The organism is Rhodoblastus acidophilus, assembly GCF_009720655.1.
Classification (GTDB): Bacteria; Pseudomonadota; Alphaproteobacteria; order Rhizobiales; family Beijerinckiaceae; genus Rhodoblastus; species Rhodoblastus acidophilus_A.
In genome coordinates, this window is sequence record NZ_WNKS01000012.1 from 90402 (window position 1) to 107705 (window position 17304).

A 17304-nucleotide genomic window follows, 5' to 3' on the forward strand; every position below is an offset into this window, starting at 1 on the left:
GTGTCAGCTCTCCGTCGAGCAGAACGACGATGTCTCGCGTGTTTGACGTTCCGCTCTCCATTCCGCGAGCCAGGACTCGATCTGACTGGCTTCCTTTTTCGTCCAGGCGACGACCGCCATTCCCTCCTCGGCGATCATGAACACGCCGTCCAAGCCCTTGGCGCGGCGAATCGTGTCCAGCGCCTGGACCGGGGTTTGCGCGATGGGACCGGCGACATTGAAGGACGTGTTGACCGCGACCTCGACGCCGTTGCGCCGCCCCAGCGCCTTCAGATAGGCGTGGGTCAGCGCATCCGTGTTTTCGCGCACGATCTGGATGCGCGCGCTGCCATCGGCATGGATGACGGCGGGAACTTTTTCATAGGCCTGCGGCTTGGCCTGGGCGATCAGGACCATGTAGTTGTAGACGTTGTAGTCGTCGTCCGCGCCGCCGTCGGACAATTCGAAAAGCGCCTTGGCGGCTTCGAGCGTCGCCATCGGCGCGAGCGGCCGGATCGCCTCGCGATATTTTACGCGGGCGTTCAGGGTTTCTCGGGTATGCGGGTTGCAGGGGTTCGCCAGAAAGGACCGGTGGCCCAGCGCGCGCGGGCCCGTCTCGGCGGCGCCCTGGAACAGCGCGATGACGCCGTCCCGCGCGGTGATGAAGGCCATGAAGTCGGCGATGGCCTCCCGTTCGGATTCTTGCGCGGCGTCGCCAAGTTCGACCCAGGCCACGTCGTCCGCGTCCTTCAGCGCCTCCAGAATTTCGCATTTTTTCGGAGCGCGTCCGCAATAGAAGGCGTGATCGAGGCCGGGGCCGGCGCCCACGCCCGCCAGCGCGGCGAAAGCGTAAGCGGCGCCGATGGTGACGCCGGAATCGCCCGGCACCGGCGGAACCCAGAGATGCAGCCGCGTCGAGCGCCGCAGGACGCGCTCGTAATAGGCCGCGTCAAAATGGTCGAGAATGCGCATGTTCGCCACGGCGTTGAGCGCCGCGCCGCCCGTGAGCACCAGCCGGTCGGACCCGGTTTCGCGGATCAGGCCGTCGATGAGGTGGATCAGCGCGTCCTCGAACACCATCTGCACCGCGGCCGCCTTGTCGAGCCGCTCCTGCGTGTTGGGGTGATGCTGGATGTCTTCGACCCGCAGCACGGCGTCCGGATTCCACATGTCTTCCGGCGGAATCGGCGGCCCCATGATTTCGACCAGTTCCGGGGTGTACGGGTTCCGCATCATGCTGCGATGCCAGTTGGCCAGCGAGCGGTTGAGGCGCACCTCGCCGCCCTCGCGCAGCTCGAAAATGTCCCGCAGCCCCGCATAAAAACGGTTGGTTGCGCGGTTGGTGTCGCCATAGGCGGACGCGCCCATGTAGCGGCCCTCGCTGCTGAGCGCCGTCCAGCCGCCCTGGGTGGCGCTGAGCACGGCGTAGAACATGCCGAGCGAATCGAACAGACTGTCGTTGCCGCGCAAAAGCCGCAGCTTGCCCTCCTCCGCGAGATAGAGCGAGATGGAGCCGGCGTCGCCGGAGCCGTCGACGACGACGACCATCACCGGCGACTTCTCCCTGGCGAAGGGCGAGACCGCATGGGAGAAATAGGCGTGATCGTCGTGGTGGGGCATGCCAATGATGGGCGGTGGGGCGCTGAGCCCGAAGCGGCGCGCGATATCCTCGGGGGCGCGAAGACCTTCCTTGAGATCGTCGCCGTTGAAGGTCGGCCCGTGCTCCTCGAACATCATGGCGAGGCTTCCCGGAAATTCCTCAAGCGTCGACCGCGCGCCCGTGGCCATCAGCAGCGCGTAATCGTAGGTCGCCAGCCAGGCGACGATCTGATCCGGCCGAATGCCCCTACTGCTCATGATTTCGGCCAGGGCGTCGAGCGAATGACGGGGATAATGGTTGGAATGTTTCTGGCCCGAAAACCGTTCCTCCTCATTGTTGCAGATGACGCGCGCACCCACCGGGGAGAATTCGACCAGGGCGGCGCCCGTGTTGTGGAATCCGCCAATGCTCAGTCCGACGAGATAGGCGGTCTCGCCGCGTTCGACGCGCGCCGCCAACTCCCGCGCCCGCTCGGCCGCCAAAACGCTGTCAGCTCTGTAAAAATTCTTTGTGCGAAAATATTGATCGGCAATCGCCAAGCCCACGCGGAACCCCAGCTTGCCAAGCCGGGGGTTCAACGGCGTGTAACGCGGGGCCGAACGGGAATGCTTCATAAGGAACACCTCGAACCTGTCTTGAAAAGGTTTTTGCTCAAGCGCGGGGTCGAATACATAGCCGTCGCCTTGCGCCTGCGGCAAGCGTCACTTGAATTTGGCGCGGAAGACCTCCAACCGGGGCAACATTGGCGGGGATGGTGACGTTCCTGTGACGATCGGACGTAAGGCGCCGCGGGGCCCGGCGCAAGGCGCGTCCATGTGGCGAGGATCATGGTGAAAGGGTCAGGCGGTCACGACTCGACGACAGGGAGCGCGCACGCGCTTAATGTCGTCTCGCCTGTTGAGGAATTTTTTGGTGAGGGACTGCCGCGCGAAAAGCAGGAGCACGCCGCTTGGTAGCGTCGGCTTGGATACCGGTCGGCGGGAGAACCCTGTCAGCCTTGTCGGCCGGCGGCAAGCCGATGCCCTGCCAAGCGACCGGCCGCGGTTCAGGCCACGATTTTTCTGCACGCCTCGCCGCAGGCCTTGCACGACTGCGCGCAGGCCTTGCACTCCGGGCTGTCGGGATATTTCTCGCATTCCTTCTGGCAGGCGGCGCACACCTCCGCCGTCGCCTTGGCGAAAGCCGGAACTTGCGCCGCGTTCACGGCCGCCAGGGCCTGGAGGGCGCCGCAGGCGGCGACGACCTGGTAGCTGGTGTTGATGCAGCCGCTCATGGAATAATCCTTCATCGCCAGCATGCCCAGGCAATGGCGCAGGCAATCGTTGGCGGTGGCGACGCAATGGCCGCAGGCGTCCTGCAGATCCTTGTATTTGGGCGGGTGCATGCCATGCTCGCCCTCCGCCATGGCGCGATCCGCAGCGGCGAGGACGGCGGCGGCGCCGAATGCGGCCCATGAATTCGCGGCGTTCCATGTCATGTCTCCCCGTTGGGCCCGTGCGCCCATTATATCTGGGGGCCAAAAAGAAAAAGACCCTCCGTCGGGAGCGGAGGGTCTTTCCAGAGCGAACGTTGTGGATGCGCTATTGCTGGAACGCGTCGAAGGAACGGCCACTCTCGCGCCGAGCATCCTGGACCAGGCGTTCGAGCGCACATTCAAAGGTTTCCGACCGCGCGCGGGCGATTTTGTCTCGGGCGCGCAGAGCCTTGCGCCGCACGCTTTCGAACCGGAAGACGCCGTGGTGCGGGCCGGTGTAGGTCACGTCGAAGCCAGCCTCCGCCTTGGTCAAGGCGACATCGAGATTGTTGGTTTCAAACGCCACCGCCATGATCCACCCCAAGAATTCGCACCGTTGGCGACACCATGACTCATACCGGCGAACGCCTGTTTCAGAAATTCAATAAAAGTTGATCGACACACGTTTCTTTTAGTTGACAAAATTTATGGACTTATTATATTGACGTTAATGGAGGCTCACATGACGGTATCCGAAAACAATCCGATTGAGGTCGCCAACGTCACCCTGGCGTCGCTGGTCAAACTGGTCGGCCTGCTCAGCGCGGAATTGGTCGTGGGAAAATACCGCGAGGACATCGACGTGCTCGAGTCCGCCATTCGCCGCAAATTGTTTGCGACCATTCCCGGAGCCTCGTCGGAGGCGACCGCGGAAGGCGTCGCCCTCGCGCACAAACTGCTCGACCCCATGTTTCGCGACCTGCGCGCCCGCGCGACCTCGGTGGCGGCCGCGGAACAGGGCGCCCGCGCGGCCCGCAGGCCCAAGGCGGCATCCGTCGCGGCGGCCAAGCTGAACTGAAGCGGATTCAGCGAACTCCCGTTCACCGAACGCGCTCTCTTTCTCTGTTCTTGCGCATTGTCTTCACGCGAACCGGCATCCGCTTCGCTCGAAAATACTTCAGCTCCAAAGCGGGACGCGCGCTGCGCCCTTGAACCGCCTCACTTTTCCCTCGCAAAGGCGGCGGCGATCATCAGCAGCATGCGGCGCTTCCTGGCGTCTTCAATGGCGCGGAAATCGGCGAGCAGCAAGCGCCCCTCCTCCTCGATCGACAGATCGCCGCCGGTCGGTCCGGAATTGGGGCGCTCCTCATTGAGACCGCGAAAGAAATCGGCCGGCGTGGCGCCGAGAACCTCACAAAGCCTGCGCATGTCATCGACGCTGATACGTTCGCGACCATCTTCCAGCCGCTCGAGCCGGTCGATGCTGAGGCCGGCTGGACGGACCAGCGCCTCCGCCGAAAATCCACGCGCCTCACGCAAGGCCCGCAGGCGGGCGCCCACATGTTTATCAATGGGATTGACATCAGACATTATGCTTACTCTCAATTCTCTGTGGGAAAGCCGGTTTTCGCGTCCCGGCACAAGATCAACGCCCCTGGATGCGCGCGCATTGACTGCACATCCCGGCTGAAATCCTTGGTTTTTTACCTTCCACAAGAAGTTCATCTTCCATAATTGGATCATATTCAAACCATAAAACGTCGCAACTTAATCGTATTTTAATCGTGAATTTCAATACTTTCTGCCGTTGGGAAGCTTATTTCCTTTGGTAATACTGATGACGTAAGGAATCTGTTACGTACGTAAGCTCATTTCCATCGAACTGCGCTGAAGCTCGACCCATCACCCCGAAGCAGGCGCGCGCTTCGAGGCGTCCCTCATGAACCAAGACAATGGCGACCGTATGGACAGCCGAGCTTATGGCCGCTCACTCACCGCGCCAGCGGGGCGGGCGCTTGGCGAGAAAGGCTTCCATGCCCTCCTGGAAATCCTGGCTGCGGTAGCACATCACCACCAGATCCGCGCCGGTCTCCATCGGCGGACGCAGCCGCAGCAGCGCCTGCTTGGTGGCGGAGAGCGTCAGGGGCGCATGGCCGGCCACCGTCTGGGCCAGGTCCTCCGCGCGCGTCATCAGGACATCCGGCGCGACGATCTCGCCGACCAACCCAAAAACCCTCGCCTCCTCCGCATCGATCAGCCGCGCGGTAAAAATCAGATCCTTGACGCGCGCGGCGCCGATCAGATGCGCGAGGCGGCCGTAATTGGCGACCGACAGGCAATTGCCGAGCGTGCGCGCGATGGGGAAGCCGAACTTGGCGTCCGAGGCCGCGATGCGCAGGTCGCAGCAGGCGGCGATGGCCGCGCCGCCCCCCGTGCAGGCTCCGGCGATCGCCGCGAGCGTAGGAACGCGGCAGTGCTCCAGCGCGGAGAGAATGCGCTCGATCTTGATCTCGTAGTCGATGCAGTCCTGGTCCGAAGCGAGGACGCGGAACTCGGCGATGTCGGTGCCCGCCGCGAAAGCCTTTCCGCCCGCGCCTGAAATCACCAGCGCCTTGACGCTCTTGTCCGCGTTCACGCGCAGCACCGCCTCGTAGAGCTGCTCGTACATTTCGAAGGTGAGGGCGTTTCTGGCCTGCGGGCGGTTGAAGACGAAATGGGCGATCTCGCCGCGCGCTTCGAACAAGGTGATGTCGGTCAAGAGGGGCTCCTGCGGAACGCGCCTGTGTGGCGCGCGAAAATCTGAAAGCCGAGCGCCGCGCGCCGCACAAGGGCGGTAAGTCATGGCGCCGCCCGAAGAGGCATTCGGCTTACGCACAATGTCTCAATCGTCACGCCCGGAACGATCCGATAAGCAGCGCTTGCCCAAGGATAAGCCAAAAAAACTGGCGCCACAAAGCGGGAGGTCAGCCGACATGAATCTCAGGAACCAAACATCCGCATAGGAAAACGCAATGGCTGAAACTCTGACCCTGCAAAAGCCGGCCATCACGCTCGGCAACCCCGCCGTCGTCGGCCTGGGAGGCTTCGGCCTCACCACGCTTCTGCTGCAATTCCACAACCTCGGCTGGATGGGCACGGCGCCCGTGATCTGGGCCGGCTTCTTCTTCGGCGGCCTCGGCCAGTTCATCGCCGGCTTGCAGGAACAGAAGACCGGCAACAATTTCGGCTACGCGGTCTTCTCCGCCTACGGCCTGTTCTGGATCTGCCTGTGCGGCTACCTGCTCGGCGACGCCAGCGGCCTGCCGATCCTGAAACTGTCCGCGACCGACCTGGGCTTCTTCATGTTCGCCTGGACCATTTTTACCTTCGGCCTGTGGATCGCCTCCTGGAAGATCAGCAAGGTGATGCTGCTCGCCTTCACCACGCTGCTCGCCGGCTTCATCCTGCTCGACCTCTCGTTCTGGGGTTTCCCGCAGTTGAAGGCCTGGGCGGCCTGGGACCTGATCGTCTGCGCCCTGCTCGCCTGGTACATGATGTTCGGCATCATTTTCGCCAGCGTTTTCGGACGCCCCGTCCTGTCGGTCGGCAAGCCGATTTTCTGACGAACAAACCCCCTCGCCGCGCGAGCGCGGCCGATCGGGGAATTGATTGTCTTCAAACCAAATCAGCCCACGGACGTCATGCCCGGCCTTGTGCCGGGCATCCACGCCGAGCCGCAACAGACAAGTCTCAAATTTTTCGCGACGCCACGCCGCGTGGACCGCCCAAAACAAGTTTTTCCGCCAAAAGTGAAAATCGAAAATCCGCCATTTCAGCGATTTTGGCGAAATTTTGTTCACGTTTTGTTTCACGTGAAACTAGGCCTGCCGCCACACAAACACAGCTATAACCCATTGTTTTACAATAACGAATGCGCTCCGGAGCGCATGACCCGGCGCCGCCGCCGCGCCAAGTCCCACCCCGCCACACGCCGACAACCCTAAGGTTGCACGCGCGAAAATCGCGCGATTTCGATCAAAAATCGCGCGTTTTTCGCAAGAATTCGCGCATTTTTCACAGTTTTGCGCGGTTAAGATTCAACCGAAAGTAGAATTTCGCCAAAATCGCCGCCCCAAACGCCAATACAAGGGCGCCAAAACCAAACCAGAAATCGCCAGCCAAAATCGCGCAACCAGCGCGCGGCGCCCCTCCCATCCGACACGGACCGTTCCCGCAAAAAAACCGTCATTGCGAACGAAGTGAAGCAATCCACCCCGCGAATGCTTGAATGCCTGCACGATGCCTGTCTGGGCAGCATCTTTCAATTCATCCGCAACTTTTTCTTGGTGGCTTCACGTTTTTGCAACGAATTTTTCCTGCAAGCCGCAAACCAATGATTTCTTGCAATGCCAACGACCTCACGTAGCGCGTCCGGAGCGGAGACATACTTTGCGGCGTTTTCGGCGGCGACCGCATCGAATTTTGCCCGCTCTTGTTCAAACAAGTCGGCGATGGCCCCACATTTCACCGGCGAAGTCGGCACATCGACGTTTCCGACCAAGCCCACATCTCTCAACATTGCAACGTATCGCACGCGCTCGAAAGCACCCAGGTCAACTGCCTTCGACTTCGTTCGTATGATCCCCTCATCAAACAGCGGCTTGCTCGAAGGCAGTACAGCGTTGGAAGGAATATTTACAAGTTCAAGGACCTCGTCTTTCGGCAAAAATGCTCTTGGAAAAAGCGGAGCGAGATGTTCGACCTCCTCCCATACGCGCCGACCGGAAAGTTCGACCGGGCGCTGATCGCGGCTTTGACCCGTCGCTTGCATTTGGCGACGGTTGGCGCGCATCTGTGTTTCAACATCCTCGATATTCCCGCGCCAACGGCCATAGCTGGAATACAGTCTCTCTAGCAGAGCAACGGCCTGACCTTTTGTCATTCCAAGGCTGATTAGCAACGAAGTATCAAGTTCCCACCGCAGCGCGGGCGCGGACCCATCCCGGAGTGGCGCGGCAATCATGACATTTTCGGCGCGAATTTTGGAAAGGGTCTGGAGAATTGCAGCGCGAAATTTGTCCTCGATATTGGAAATGGCGGGCAACATTATGCGTCGTGCGGCAGGAGGCCCAACGTCAAATGCTCCTTCAACGCCGGTGGCAACGCCTTCGATCAATCTACCAACCGCAGCAAACGTGCTGTTCAAAACAGCACCTAGCAGCTCGGCATCAATCCCAGGACGTGGCTCAACCCCGACGAAACGGCCATTCAAAATTGCTCTGTTTGGATTATGCCAAGCCCCGTAGTCGTACGCCGAGTTGTACGGGAGCACCCATTCACTTGAGACCAAACTCCGGGCTTGCCGATACCAGACGCCGTCTGCCCCGTTGCTGACCACGAGTTCGCCCTGATGAATCCCTGCAAGCTCACCAGCATGAACATATTCCGATAAGCCGCGTTTCATTTTCCCCGAGGCGGGGTAGAGGTACACATGCTTCGTGGTATCCGGGATCGAAAACAACCTGTCGTCTTGTTTGAAAAGCTGATGCGGATTGAGTATGGCGGACTGTACGTCCACCGAAGCCAGTTCACCCTGCCACCCGCCCAGCCCTTTGACGGTTACAGTGCCACGACGCGAGATCAATTGACCCTGGTCGCCCTTCTTGGCCTCAAGGCGCTCAAGAAAGAAAAAACTGTCGGCCCCGGTTTTCAGACCGAGCCTGACGCTCGCCATTGTCTCCAACGGAGCGAAATCCGGCCGCGCCGCAAGTTCTAAGGCAATCTTCGGCGCGCGAAGAAAGCGAGCACGCCATGCTGATCCGACATATTTGAGCGGTGCGAAAGACGAAAGCTCGAAGCCAGTGGCGTCGTCGGAAACCATGTTAGCGCTCCACTACGTCGCTTCTGCTCCCTAGCGCACGCAAGTCGCTCTGCCGCACTGCGCTCCAATCCATATCGACGGCTTCCCCATGTCCGCGAAGCCCCAATATTCGGTCTCTCAGCATGTCTACCGCCCTGATGTGATCTTCAACGGCTTCATGATGGCCCAGCAGTGCGCGAACCGTTTGACGCAATGTGACGAAGCGGACGAAATTATCATCTCGCTCATTCGCGTCAGAGCATTGCTTTGCAATCGTGACCACCGTTCCCACGCGCGCCTCTGAAAACCAAGCCTCGGCACCGCTTTCAATGAACGCTTCGATTTTGAAATTCCTCAACAACCAATCCTGTAACGCTGCGCCATAATCGCTATCCATCCATTCGCCTGCTGTCAGCAGCGCGATATAACCGCCCGGTTCCAAGAATTGGGCTCCGTGCAGCCAGAAATAGACATGATAGTTCGCTGACTTAGGCAGCTTCGAAGGGGTACGAACCCTGTCCCCCTTTCCCAAAACCCCAAGAACCTCTGATTGCCTGTGAGCGCCCAACTTGTGGATGCGAACATAAGGCGGATTGCCGACAACTGCGCGCATGAAAGGAATAGGTACGGATGATTGCTTCACGTCGCCGTCGCTGTCGGCCAGCGGCAACTGCATTAGCTCATCGCCAGGCTTTACGCGAAAAAAGCTCTTTGTCGTGACCCTCGGGTAATTGTCTTCGAATTCAAGCTGTTTGATTGCCAGATTTACGGTCGCCAGCGTTGCCGGAAAACGCGATATATCAATTCCGAATATTTCCTTGAGCCGTTCTTGGTGTGTCTGTTCTGGGTTGAGTACTTTTTTCCTGACGTACGCCCGAACCAAAAACGTCCCACCTCCCGCCGCTGGATCAAGCAAGTTACCAGAGCCATCACGCAGAGCGAACGACAGCATCAAATCGACAACATCTGACGACGTATAGTGCTGCCCCCATTCATAACGCTCGTGAGGCTCGATAAGCCGTTCAAAGAGCCGTCCAAGAATATCATGGTCGATCGTGCTCAAATCGAAATGCTCGATATGTTGGACCATCCGTCGCCAGAATGGCACGCACCCGTCTGAAATCATCGCATATTGAGAAACACGGTCCCATGAAAACAAGGTTTCATAATCGCCGGAAATGCGGCGCGCCTCATCGAATTGGAAGCGGAGCATTTTCTCAGCAAGCTTCGCATTATTGTTTGATGGCAACGCCAATGGGTCAAGCGTGCTTTTCGAACGCCGCAGCGCCTCGTAAAACATGAGACGGGTAACAAAGACGTAAGCTGTTAACTTTGACGCCCGTCCAACTTCCTGCTCCCATTTTGCTGGGTCGTGCGCCCACCCCTGGTCATCAACCATCCACTCGATCAGGTCGCTCTGGAAAGCCTCGTCAGCCTTTCGTCTTTCGTGCATTGCATCGCGAATTGCCGCCACCGGCGCAGACAATAATTCGCGCAGCGCCTCCACAAAAAGGGCGTCGGCTGCCATGCCCTCTGGCTTTTTCAATCCCGTAATTATGGGTGCTAATTCATGGAAAGCGCCAACCCAAGCCTTCGACATGCGCGATAGAATTGCGGGATCATCGAGTTCGGCGCGACGAAACCCTTCGCCGAGTACTTCCTTGTGTACGATCTTGGTAATCAACGATCCCGTTTGCTGCGTATCTATCAAGAATAACGATCGTGCATCAGACGTAAACGCCCAACGACAACCGTGAGCAAGAGCTTTTGAGACAGCGTCCTTGAGGTTATCAAAATCGAGCGGGGAGGAATTATTGTGGTCCGGCAGTCGAATTTCGCCACACAAAGCGGGACTATCCCCAAGAACGACAAGATCACTGCGCTGCCGACTGCCCGGCACGCTCTCTTCGACCCGGACTTTGTGAAAGCGCCATGCGGGATTTTCAGCGGCGGCCTGTTCCCACCACTTACTCACCTCAGCCGCGAAACCCCACTCATTCAAACGCTTAACTCCGAGCAATCGCCTTTTGGTTAACATCAAGCGCTTAAATATAGGTGAAGGGAGCCGCCCGGCGCGTCGCCAGTTTGCTACACTTTGGCGCTACACAATTGTTTGCGATTTCTCCTGAAAGGCCTTAAAAGACAATAATATATACAGATCGGGTTCGCCTCCCTCCCTCTCCGCCAATATAATGGCCGGCGCTCTGGGAGTCCGCTGCCTGAGAGCTAACTCCGTCAGTACACATCCCGCAGAAGTCCGCCGCCGACGCTGCTACGACCACTACGAGACAAAATCGAATTTCGACTTAGAGCCCAACCCGGAAATCCAACAAACCGAGTCCTCTGTCGCGTCACACCCTCGGCGCCAACCCTACCCCCCGGAATAATCCTGCTTGGGCTTGAAGCGCGGCCGCGAAATGGTGACCCCGCGCTCCTTCAAGTCGCGCAAGCCAACATAGATCATCGCCGTCATCAGCGCGTCCGAATAGGCGTCGTGCTGGTTGAACAGCGGCAGCTTTAAATCACGCAAAATGCTGGCGAATTTTAAGTCGACCTGGGTGCCGGGCGGCGCGCTGCCGTATTTCAGGTCGTAATAGATGCCCGAAACCTCGACGACCGGATTGGGCAGCTCCACGCCGATCAGCTCCGCCACATGCTTGTTGAGCATTTCCAGGTCGAAATCGATGTAATAGCCGACCAGCGGGCGCCCCCCAATGAAATGCAGCAGTTCCGGGAGCACTTCCGCCATAGTCGGCGCCTGCGCCACGTCCTGCTCGCGCAGGCCGTGCACCTTGATCGCCTCGGGATCGATGGCGATGCGCGGGCGGGTGATGGCGCGAAAACTTTCGCTCGCCAGAATCTGGTTGCCCTTGATGCGAATGGCCGCGACCGAAATGATCTCGTCGCGCTTGCGGTCGAGGCCGGTGGTTTCGCAATCAATGGAAATATATTCGTCCGCCGGACCCGGCTCGAACAGGAACATGTAGGAGCGGTCTTGCAGCGCCACCTTGTCCATCTGCCGCATCAGCCAGCGCACGACCATTTTTTTTCAGCCTCAAAACATGTTGAGGTTGAAGCGGCGGCGCACCAGATCGCGCAATTGCTTCACCTGCTGGAAGGAGTCGCGCAACAGGTCGCGGTCCATGCTCGTCAGCGTCCCCGGCTTGTAGAGATTGGAGGAGTCGGACGCCGCCAGCTGCGCGTCGAGCCGCAGCGTCAGCAGGTAGTCGAGCGCCTGCGCCAGGGCGCGTGCGAAATCCTCCTTGAGCAGACCCTTTTCCGCAAGTTTTTGCAGGCGCTCGAACGTGTTGGTTTCCTCCAGGCCCTGTTCGATGGCCAGCGCCCGCACGCCGTGGACAATGGGGAAAATGCCGCCCTTCTTGACATCCAGCCCCTCGGCGCCCGCCAGTTTTAAATTGTTGAAAAGGCCGATGGGCGGCTCGAAGGCGAGCACCGCCGCCGCGAAGCGGGCCAGAAAAACGCGCTCGCGACGCGCCTTTTGCAGCAGCGCCCATTTCGTGTCCTGGAGCAGCGTCGCATCGCCGGCGACAGCGGTCGCGTCGTAGAAGATGGCGACATTCATCGCCGAATCATTGTCGGGCGTCGTCGTCCAGCGGCTGAAATCCGCGACATATTCATCGACGGTGCGCACCCACAAGGGATTGCTGACCATCACATTGCCCGGACAGGGCGGAAAGCCGAATTTTTCCAGCGCGGCGGAAAAATCGCCGCGGAAGCGGTCGAGCAGCGTCCGGTCGACGGGTTCGGAGAGAATGAGGCCATTGTCCTGGTCGGTGCGCACCGTCTGTTCGCCGCGCCCCTCGCTGCCCATCACGATCAGGCAGACTTTTGCCGAGATCTCCGAAGGACAGGTGAGCTCGAACAATTTCGCGAACAGGCGGCGGTTGAGGTCGGAAACGATTTCCGCGACCACCTGGAATTTCACCCCCTGGCGGCGCAGCGGCTTGATCTGTTCGGCGATCTGGCGCGCGGCGGCGGCGAGTTCGTCGAGCGTCGCGGCGCGGTCGATGCGGTTGGAGACAAGCTGGGAATTGCCGGCGAAATGGCCGAGCAGGTCGATGTCCTCGACGATGCCGAAATAGGCCTCGTCCTGCATCACCACGACGCGGCGCTTGTTGTGCTTGGTCATCAGCAGCAGCACATGGGAGACGAAATCGTCCGGCGTCACCGTGACCAGATCGAAATGGGCAATGTTTTTAACCGGCTCGTCGGTGGACATATCCTTCAGGATCACGGCCTTGGCGAGATTCATCCCGGTGACGATGCCCCGGCGCTCGCCGTCGCGCACCAGCAGGGCGTTGCAATCGATCGACTGCATCATCTGGCCGGCCGCCCGGATGCTTTCATCCCCGTCGATCGCCACCGCCGGACACATCGGCAAATCGCGCACGCGCGCATGCATCATCGAGTTGAACTGGTTCGACTCGCTCTCGCCGGCGAGCGCGTCCAGTTTCCGGGTGATGTCGAGATAGAAGAACGCGCCGAAGCGCGGATTGGCGTTGATGAGACGAAACATTTCGCCACGCGGCGCGATGGCGCACAGCGTTTCCTCGGTGGCGATGAACGAGCTGACGCTGGCGCCCTGAACCACAGCGCGCGCGTCAAAAAAATCCCTGGGGCCGAGCATGCCGAGCAGTTCGCTCTGCTGGCGCTCTTCGACGCAGCCCTTGACGACGAGAAAGAGCCCCTCGGGCGAGGCGCCCTCGGCAAGAATGGTTTCGCCCGGCCGGTAATAATGGATGTCCAGCGACGCCTTCATTTCCTCGGCTTCGTCCGGCGTCAGCCGGTCGAACGGGGCCGCCGACGTGTCGAGAAGCACGCTCATGGCAAATCTCTGGAGGAGGAAGTTCCCTCTCCCCGTTGACGGGGAGAGGGAGTTGCATGCGTGAACGCCTTAGTGGGCGGAGGCGCCGGAGGCGCCGATGCCGGTCTGCGAACGCACGTATTGCGCGTCGAAACCTTCGCGGTCGCGCTGGGCGCGCTTGCTGCGATCCAGCTTGGACACGATGTAGATGCCCAGGAAGGCGATCGACATCGAGAACAGCGCCGGGTTCGAGATCTGGAACAGAGCCGAACCCTTCGGATTGCCGAGCGTGGCTTCCCACACCGCCGGCGAGAAGATCACGCCGACCAGCGCCGACATCAGGCCGAGGAAGCCGCCATAGACCGCGCCGCGCGTGGTCATGCCGCGCCACATCATCGACATGAGGAGCACCGGGAAGTTGCACGAGGCCGCGATCGAGAAGGCGAGACCGACCATGAACGCGACGTTCTGCTTCTCGAACACGATGCCGAGCACCACGGCGATGACGCCGAGCACGATGGTCGCGATCTTCGAGACGCGGATTTCGTCCTGTTCGTTGGCCTGGCCGCGCTTGATCACGGTGGCGTAGAGGTCGTGCGAAATCGCCGAGGCGCCCGCCAGCGTCAGGCCGGACACGACCGCGAGGATCGTGGCGAAGGCCACCGCCGAGATGAAACCTAAGAAGATATTGCCGCCAACCGCGCCGGCGAGATCGATCGCCGCCATGTTGTTGCCGCCCTTGATGGCCTCGATGCCGGACTTGCCCTTGGCGATCAGATCCGCGTTCAGGAATTCCGGATTGGTCGAGACCAGCACGATCGCGCCGAAGCCGATGATGAAGGTCAGGATGTAGAAGTAGCCGATGAAGCCGGTGGCGTAGAACACCGACTTGCGCGCCGCCTTGGCGTCAGCCACGGTGAAGAAGCGCATCAGGATGTGCGGCAGACCGGCGGTGCCGAACATCAGCGCGAGACCCAGCGAGATCGCCGAGAGCGGACTGTTGATCAGCGTGCCTGGCTGCATGATCGCCAGATGCTTGGGATGGACTTCCACAGCCTTGGCGAACAGCGCTTCCGGCGAGAAGCCGAAGGTCGCCAGCACCATGATCGCCATGAAGGTCGCGCCCGCGAGCAGCAGGCAGGCCTTGATGATCTGCACCCAGGTGGTCGCCACCATGCCGCCGAAGGTCACATAGACGATCATCAGCACGCCGACGATGACCACCGCATAGGCGTAGTCGAGGCCGAACAGCAGTTTGATGAGCGACCCCGCGCCCACCATTTGCGCGATCAGGTAGAAGGCCACGGTCACCAGCGTGCCGCAGGCCGCCATGACGCGGATCGGCGCCTGCTTGAAGCGGAACGAGGCGACGTCGGCGAAGGTGAACTTGCCGAGGTTGCGCAGCGGCTCCGCGATCAGGAAGGTGACGATCGGCCAGCCGACCAGCCAGCCCACCGAATAGATCAGGCCGTCGAAACCGGAGAGGTAGACGAGGCCGGAAATGCCGAGGAAGGACGCCGCCGACATGTAGTCGCCGGCGATGGCGAGGCCGTTCTGGAAGCCGGTGATGCCGCCGCCGGCGGTGTAGAACTGCGCCGCCGACCGGGTGCGCTTGGCCGCCCAATAGGTGATGCCCAGCGTCAGCACCACGAAGATGCCGAACATGATGATGGCGGACCAGTTGGTCGCCTGCTTCTGCGCGCCGCCGGCGATGGCGTCGGCGAAGGCGGGAGACGCCAGCGCCGCGAGCGCGGCGCCGGAAACGAGGGTCTTGATGCGGGTCATCAGCGGCTCTCCTCGACGATCTGGCGGGTCAGTTCGTCGTAACGCTTGTTGGCCTTGACGACGTAGATGCCGGTGAGAACGAAAGCGGAGACGATGACGAAAAGGCCGATCACGATGCCGACCGTGGCGACGGCTCCTGAGTAAAGCGGCCAGCCAAGAAAATTGCCGAGGTCCTTGTTGAAGGCGACCAGCAGGATGAAGCCGAAATAGATCGCCAGCATCACGATCGACAGAGTCCAGCCGAGCGACTTGCGCGCGGCCACCAGCTGCTGGAATTTCGGATTTCGTTCTATGTCTATTGCACTCGCGGCCATGAAGGCTCCTCCCTGTATTCCAAAACCTTCGCGGGTGAACCTTTTTGGCGATTGCGCGCAGGCGCAACGCCCGCGGTTCTTACCCGAGAAAGTCTCTTCCCTGTCTAACCCACCCGACCGCGCGGCGTGAGTTAGCACTTCGTTGAACAAGATGCAGATCAATGAATATACCCGCCGCGAACGAGTCGCGGCGGGTGACAGTTTTCTTACACGATTGGAGAATTTCCTTCCGCCCTCGCGGGAGAAGGCGCAGCCGCTATTCCGGGACGACGCGCACCGCGCCCCTGGCGGCGCTGGTGGTCATCGCCGCATAGGCGCGCAACGCCGCCGACACGTTTCGATCACGAGCGGCGCGGCGTGAGTTAGCACTTCTTTGAACAGGATGCAGATCAATGAAAATAGCCGCCACGGACGCGCCGCGGCGGGTGACAATTTGGCAATCAATCGTAAAAAAAACGCGCGCGCCAGAACAGTCGCTCAACGCTGAAAATCATAATCCCGGCTTTGATCCCTTGAGGCGCAAATCAGGCAGGTGGATTTTAATTTCCTCAAGGGCTCCTTCACCAAAATCGGACGGAACCCTCCAACATTGCCCAGCCTTGCTCAAAATAATGGCGGCTTCGATTTTGGGCCACCACCAAAGCAAATGAGCCGCTTGAGCATGCCCTCGCGACTCAGCCCACTTTGCTGAAAGAAATATCCCAATAAGTCCGCCATGGATGAGAGCTTGCAACTGATGCGGCCGCGCCATGATTTTTCGGTCGGCAGAAAGAATTACCTTCCCTCCCTCAGCGACAAAACGGGGGATCCATGTTTCATCGGCGGTGCGCGCGGCGTTGTGATCACGAACGTGACTCAACTCCCATCCCTGCGAGAGCGCGATCGATTGGACGGCTCGGATGAGTTTTGGAGAAATGTGCTCGTCAGCTCTTATCTTCAATCAAGCCGTTCAATTTGGGAGCGAGAGTTCAAATTCCACTGCTTCTTTCACCAACGCCTCGTCAAGCTCGTACCAGTCAGCGACAACTGAGTAGTCGCCACCCTCCGCATTCCATGTCGTAAAGATCGACTCCGTCGGCACACGTCCGGGATCAATCACAGGCTGGCCGAAAGCGATAAGGGGATCAACGACAACGCGCGGAAATTCCTTGTCGCGTGGGCGCCACCTCTCCGCCAAGCCGGAAGTCGGGTCGAACGATAGCCCGCGAGAAAGAACCTCTTCCAAAACCGCATACATGGCGTACTGTTTCGTAACCAAGTTCAACAGTTTGGAATCGTTCTCGTTTCTCGCCACCTCAAGGAATATATCCTTGCGTTCAGCAACGAACCTGGCGCCGTATAAGGCGAACGGATGTTCGCATTTCAACTCCAATCGAGCCGTTTCAGCCGCTTTCCTCAAGCTTTGCAGGCTGTAGCCCAGCTTACGAAAATGTTCGATGAAGCGAATTTCGATCAGGTCAAGGAAACCTAGCTCTTGAGCGTTGCCAATTGGAGCGTATTGCCGCCGTATCACGGGCGCCCCGTTCTTGCCGCGCCCCTTCAGCCAAGCCGCAATGACGCCGGCATTTGGCATGTTGAGCAGGCGCGCAGCCTCTCGAACGGTGTAAAATCCCCCGGCGAATGGATCGCCCGCGGACTTCGAAATTGGCGCTACCCCCATTTGTTACGCCCTAGCTGAACTTCCGGACACTTTGCGTTCGGCGAAGATAACACCGAGCGCTGGCCGCG

Annotated in this window: 15 protein-coding genes; 2 read left to right on the forward strand and 13 right to left on the reverse strand. The window is 59.9% G+C overall.

What is annotated here, in order from left to right; genetic code table 11:
• Positions 1–3: 3 nt before the first annotated feature.
• From GJ654_RS13485 to GJ654_RS13495, 3 genes are all read right to left on the reverse strand, one after another.
• Positions 4–2193 (reverse strand): carbamoyltransferase C-terminal domain-containing protein, encoded by a 2190-nt coding sequence (locus GJ654_RS13485; RefSeq protein ID WP_155446690.1) that lies wholly within the window; start codon positions 2191–2193, stop codon positions 4–6.
• Positions 2194–2624: 431 nt separating this feature from the next.
• Entirely contained in the window at positions 2625–3056 is a 432-nt protein-coding gene (locus GJ654_RS13490) for a four-helix bundle copper-binding protein (protein ID WP_246664743.1), read from the reverse strand.
• A 103-nt stretch (positions 3057–3159) separates the two neighbouring features.
• On the reverse strand, positions 3160–3405 hold the full coding sequence (locus tag GJ654_RS13495; RefSeq protein WP_155446691.1) for a hypothetical protein: 246 nt from the start codon (positions 3403–3405) through the stop codon (positions 3160–3162).
• Between the two features lie 150 nt (positions 3406–3555).
• Between GJ654_RS13495 and GJ654_RS13500 the strand changes: the two genes are divergently transcribed.
• The gene (locus tag GJ654_RS13500) at positions 3556–3891 is read left to right on the forward strand and encodes a hypothetical protein (protein ID WP_155446692.1); all 336 of its coding nucleotides are present in this window, start codon (positions 3556–3558) and stop codon (positions 3889–3891) included.
• A 140-nt stretch (positions 3892–4031) separates the two neighbouring features.
• Here the strand turns inward: GJ654_RS13500 and GJ654_RS13505 are convergent, their stop codons facing one another.
• Both GJ654_RS13505 and GJ654_RS13510 read right to left on the reverse strand, forming a co-directional pair.
• Positions 4032–4529, reverse strand: coding sequence for a helix-turn-helix domain-containing protein (locus tag GJ654_RS13505; protein ID WP_196305553.1), 498 nt, complete (start codon positions 4527–4529; stop codon positions 4032–4034).
• 271 nt (positions 4530–4800) lie between these two features.
• On the reverse strand, positions 4801–5571 hold the full coding sequence (locus GJ654_RS13510) for an enoyl-CoA hydratase (RefSeq protein ID WP_246664744.1): 771 nt from the start codon (positions 5569–5571) through the stop codon (positions 4801–4803).
• Positions 5572–5824: 253 nt separating this feature from the next.
• Here GJ654_RS13510 and GJ654_RS13515 point away from each other — a divergent pair, with 253 nt between their 5' ends.
• Positions 5825–6415, forward strand: a complete 591-nt coding sequence (locus GJ654_RS13515; RefSeq protein ID WP_155446695.1) for an acetate uptake transporter — start codon at positions 5825–5827, stop codon at positions 6413–6415.
• Positions 6416–7113: 698 nt separating this feature from the next.
• Here GJ654_RS13515 and GJ654_RS13520 read toward each other — a convergent pair.
• From GJ654_RS13520 to GJ654_RS13555, 8 genes are all read right to left on the reverse strand, one after another.
• Entirely contained in the window at positions 7114–8673 is a 1560-nt protein-coding gene (locus GJ654_RS13520; protein ID WP_155446696.1) for a hypothetical protein, read from the reverse strand.
• A 1-nt stretch (position 8674) separates the two neighbouring features.
• Positions 8675–10654 carry an HsdM family class I SAM-dependent methyltransferase gene (locus GJ654_RS13525; RefSeq protein WP_196305554.1) on the reverse strand — a complete coding sequence of 660 codons (1980 nt, stop codon included), beginning with the start codon at positions 10652–10654 and terminating at the stop codon, positions 8675–8677.
• 369 nt (positions 10655–11023) lie between these two features.
• Positions 11024–11695, reverse strand: coding sequence for a 3'-5' exonuclease (locus GJ654_RS13530; protein ID WP_155446698.1), 672 nt, complete (start codon positions 11693–11695; stop codon positions 11024–11026).
• 12 nt (positions 11696–11707) lie between these two features.
• Positions 11708–13498 carry a putative nucleotidyltransferase substrate binding domain-containing protein gene (locus GJ654_RS13535; protein ID WP_155446699.1) on the reverse strand — a complete coding sequence of 597 codons (1791 nt, stop codon included), beginning with the start codon at positions 13496–13498 and terminating at the stop codon, positions 11708–11710.
• 69 nt (positions 13499–13567) lie between these two features.
• On the reverse strand, positions 13568–15262 hold the full coding sequence (locus GJ654_RS13540; protein ID WP_155446700.1) for a cation acetate symporter: 1695 nt from the start codon (positions 15260–15262) through the stop codon (positions 13568–13570).
• Positions 15262–15576, reverse strand: a complete 315-nt coding sequence (locus tag GJ654_RS13545; protein WP_155446701.1) for a DUF485 domain-containing protein — start codon at positions 15574–15576, stop codon at positions 15262–15264. Before GJ654_RS13545 ends, GJ654_RS13540 begins: the two co-directional genes overlap by 1 nt.
• Before the next feature lie 490 nt (positions 15577–16066).
• Entirely contained in the window at positions 16067–16516 is a 450-nt protein-coding gene (locus tag GJ654_RS13550; RefSeq protein ID WP_155446702.1) for a hypothetical protein, read from the reverse strand.
• Between the two features lie 9 nt (positions 16517–16525).
• The gene (locus GJ654_RS13555) at positions 16526–17236 is read right to left on the reverse strand and encodes a DUF433 domain-containing protein (RefSeq protein WP_155446703.1); all 711 of its coding nucleotides are present in this window, start codon (positions 17234–17236) and stop codon (positions 16526–16528) included.
• Positions 17237–17304 lie beyond the last annotated feature (68 nt).

Bases quoted from the DNA above. Each gene is read 5' to 3' on its own strand.
- GJ654_RS13485 (WP_155446690.1), bottom strand. From the start codon at position 2,193: ATGAAGCATTCCCGTTCGGCCCCGCGTTACACGCCGTTGAACCCCCGG.
- GJ654_RS13490 (WP_246664743.1), bottom strand. From the start codon at position 3,056: ATGACATGGAACGCCGCGAATTCATGGGCCGCATTCGGCGCCGCCGCC.
- GJ654_RS13495 (WP_155446691.1), bottom strand. From the start codon at position 3,405: ATGGCGGTGGCGTTTGAAACCAACAATCTCGATGTCGCCTTGACCAAG.
- GJ654_RS13500 (WP_155446692.1), top strand. From the start codon at position 3,556: ATGACGGTATCCGAAAACAATCCGATTGAGGTCGCCAACGTCACCCTG.
- GJ654_RS13515 (WP_155446695.1), top strand. From the start codon at position 5,825: ATGGCTGAAACTCTGACCCTGCAAAAGCCGGCCATCACGCTCGGCAAC.
- GJ654_RS13520 (WP_155446696.1), bottom strand. From the start codon at position 8,673: ATGGTTTCCGACGACGCCACTGGCTTCGAGCTTTCGTCTTTCGCACCG.
- GJ654_RS13530 (WP_155446698.1), bottom strand. From the start codon at position 11,695: ATGGTCGTGCGCTGGCTGATGCGGCAGATGGACAAGGTGGCGCTGCAA.
- GJ654_RS13535 (WP_155446699.1), bottom strand. From the start codon at position 13,498: ATGAGCGTGCTTCTCGACACGTCGGCGGCCCCGTTCGACCGGCTGACG.
- GJ654_RS13540 (WP_155446700.1), bottom strand. From the start codon at position 15,262: ATGACCCGCATCAAGACCCTCGTTTCCGGCGCCGCGCTCGCGGCGCTG.
- GJ654_RS13545 (WP_155446701.1), bottom strand. From the start codon at position 15,576: ATGGCCGCGAGTGCAATAGACATAGAACGAAATCCGAAATTCCAGCAG.
- GJ654_RS13555 (WP_155446703.1), bottom strand. From the start codon at position 17,236: ATGGGGGTAGCGCCAATTTCGAAGTCCGCGGGCGATCCATTCGCCGGG.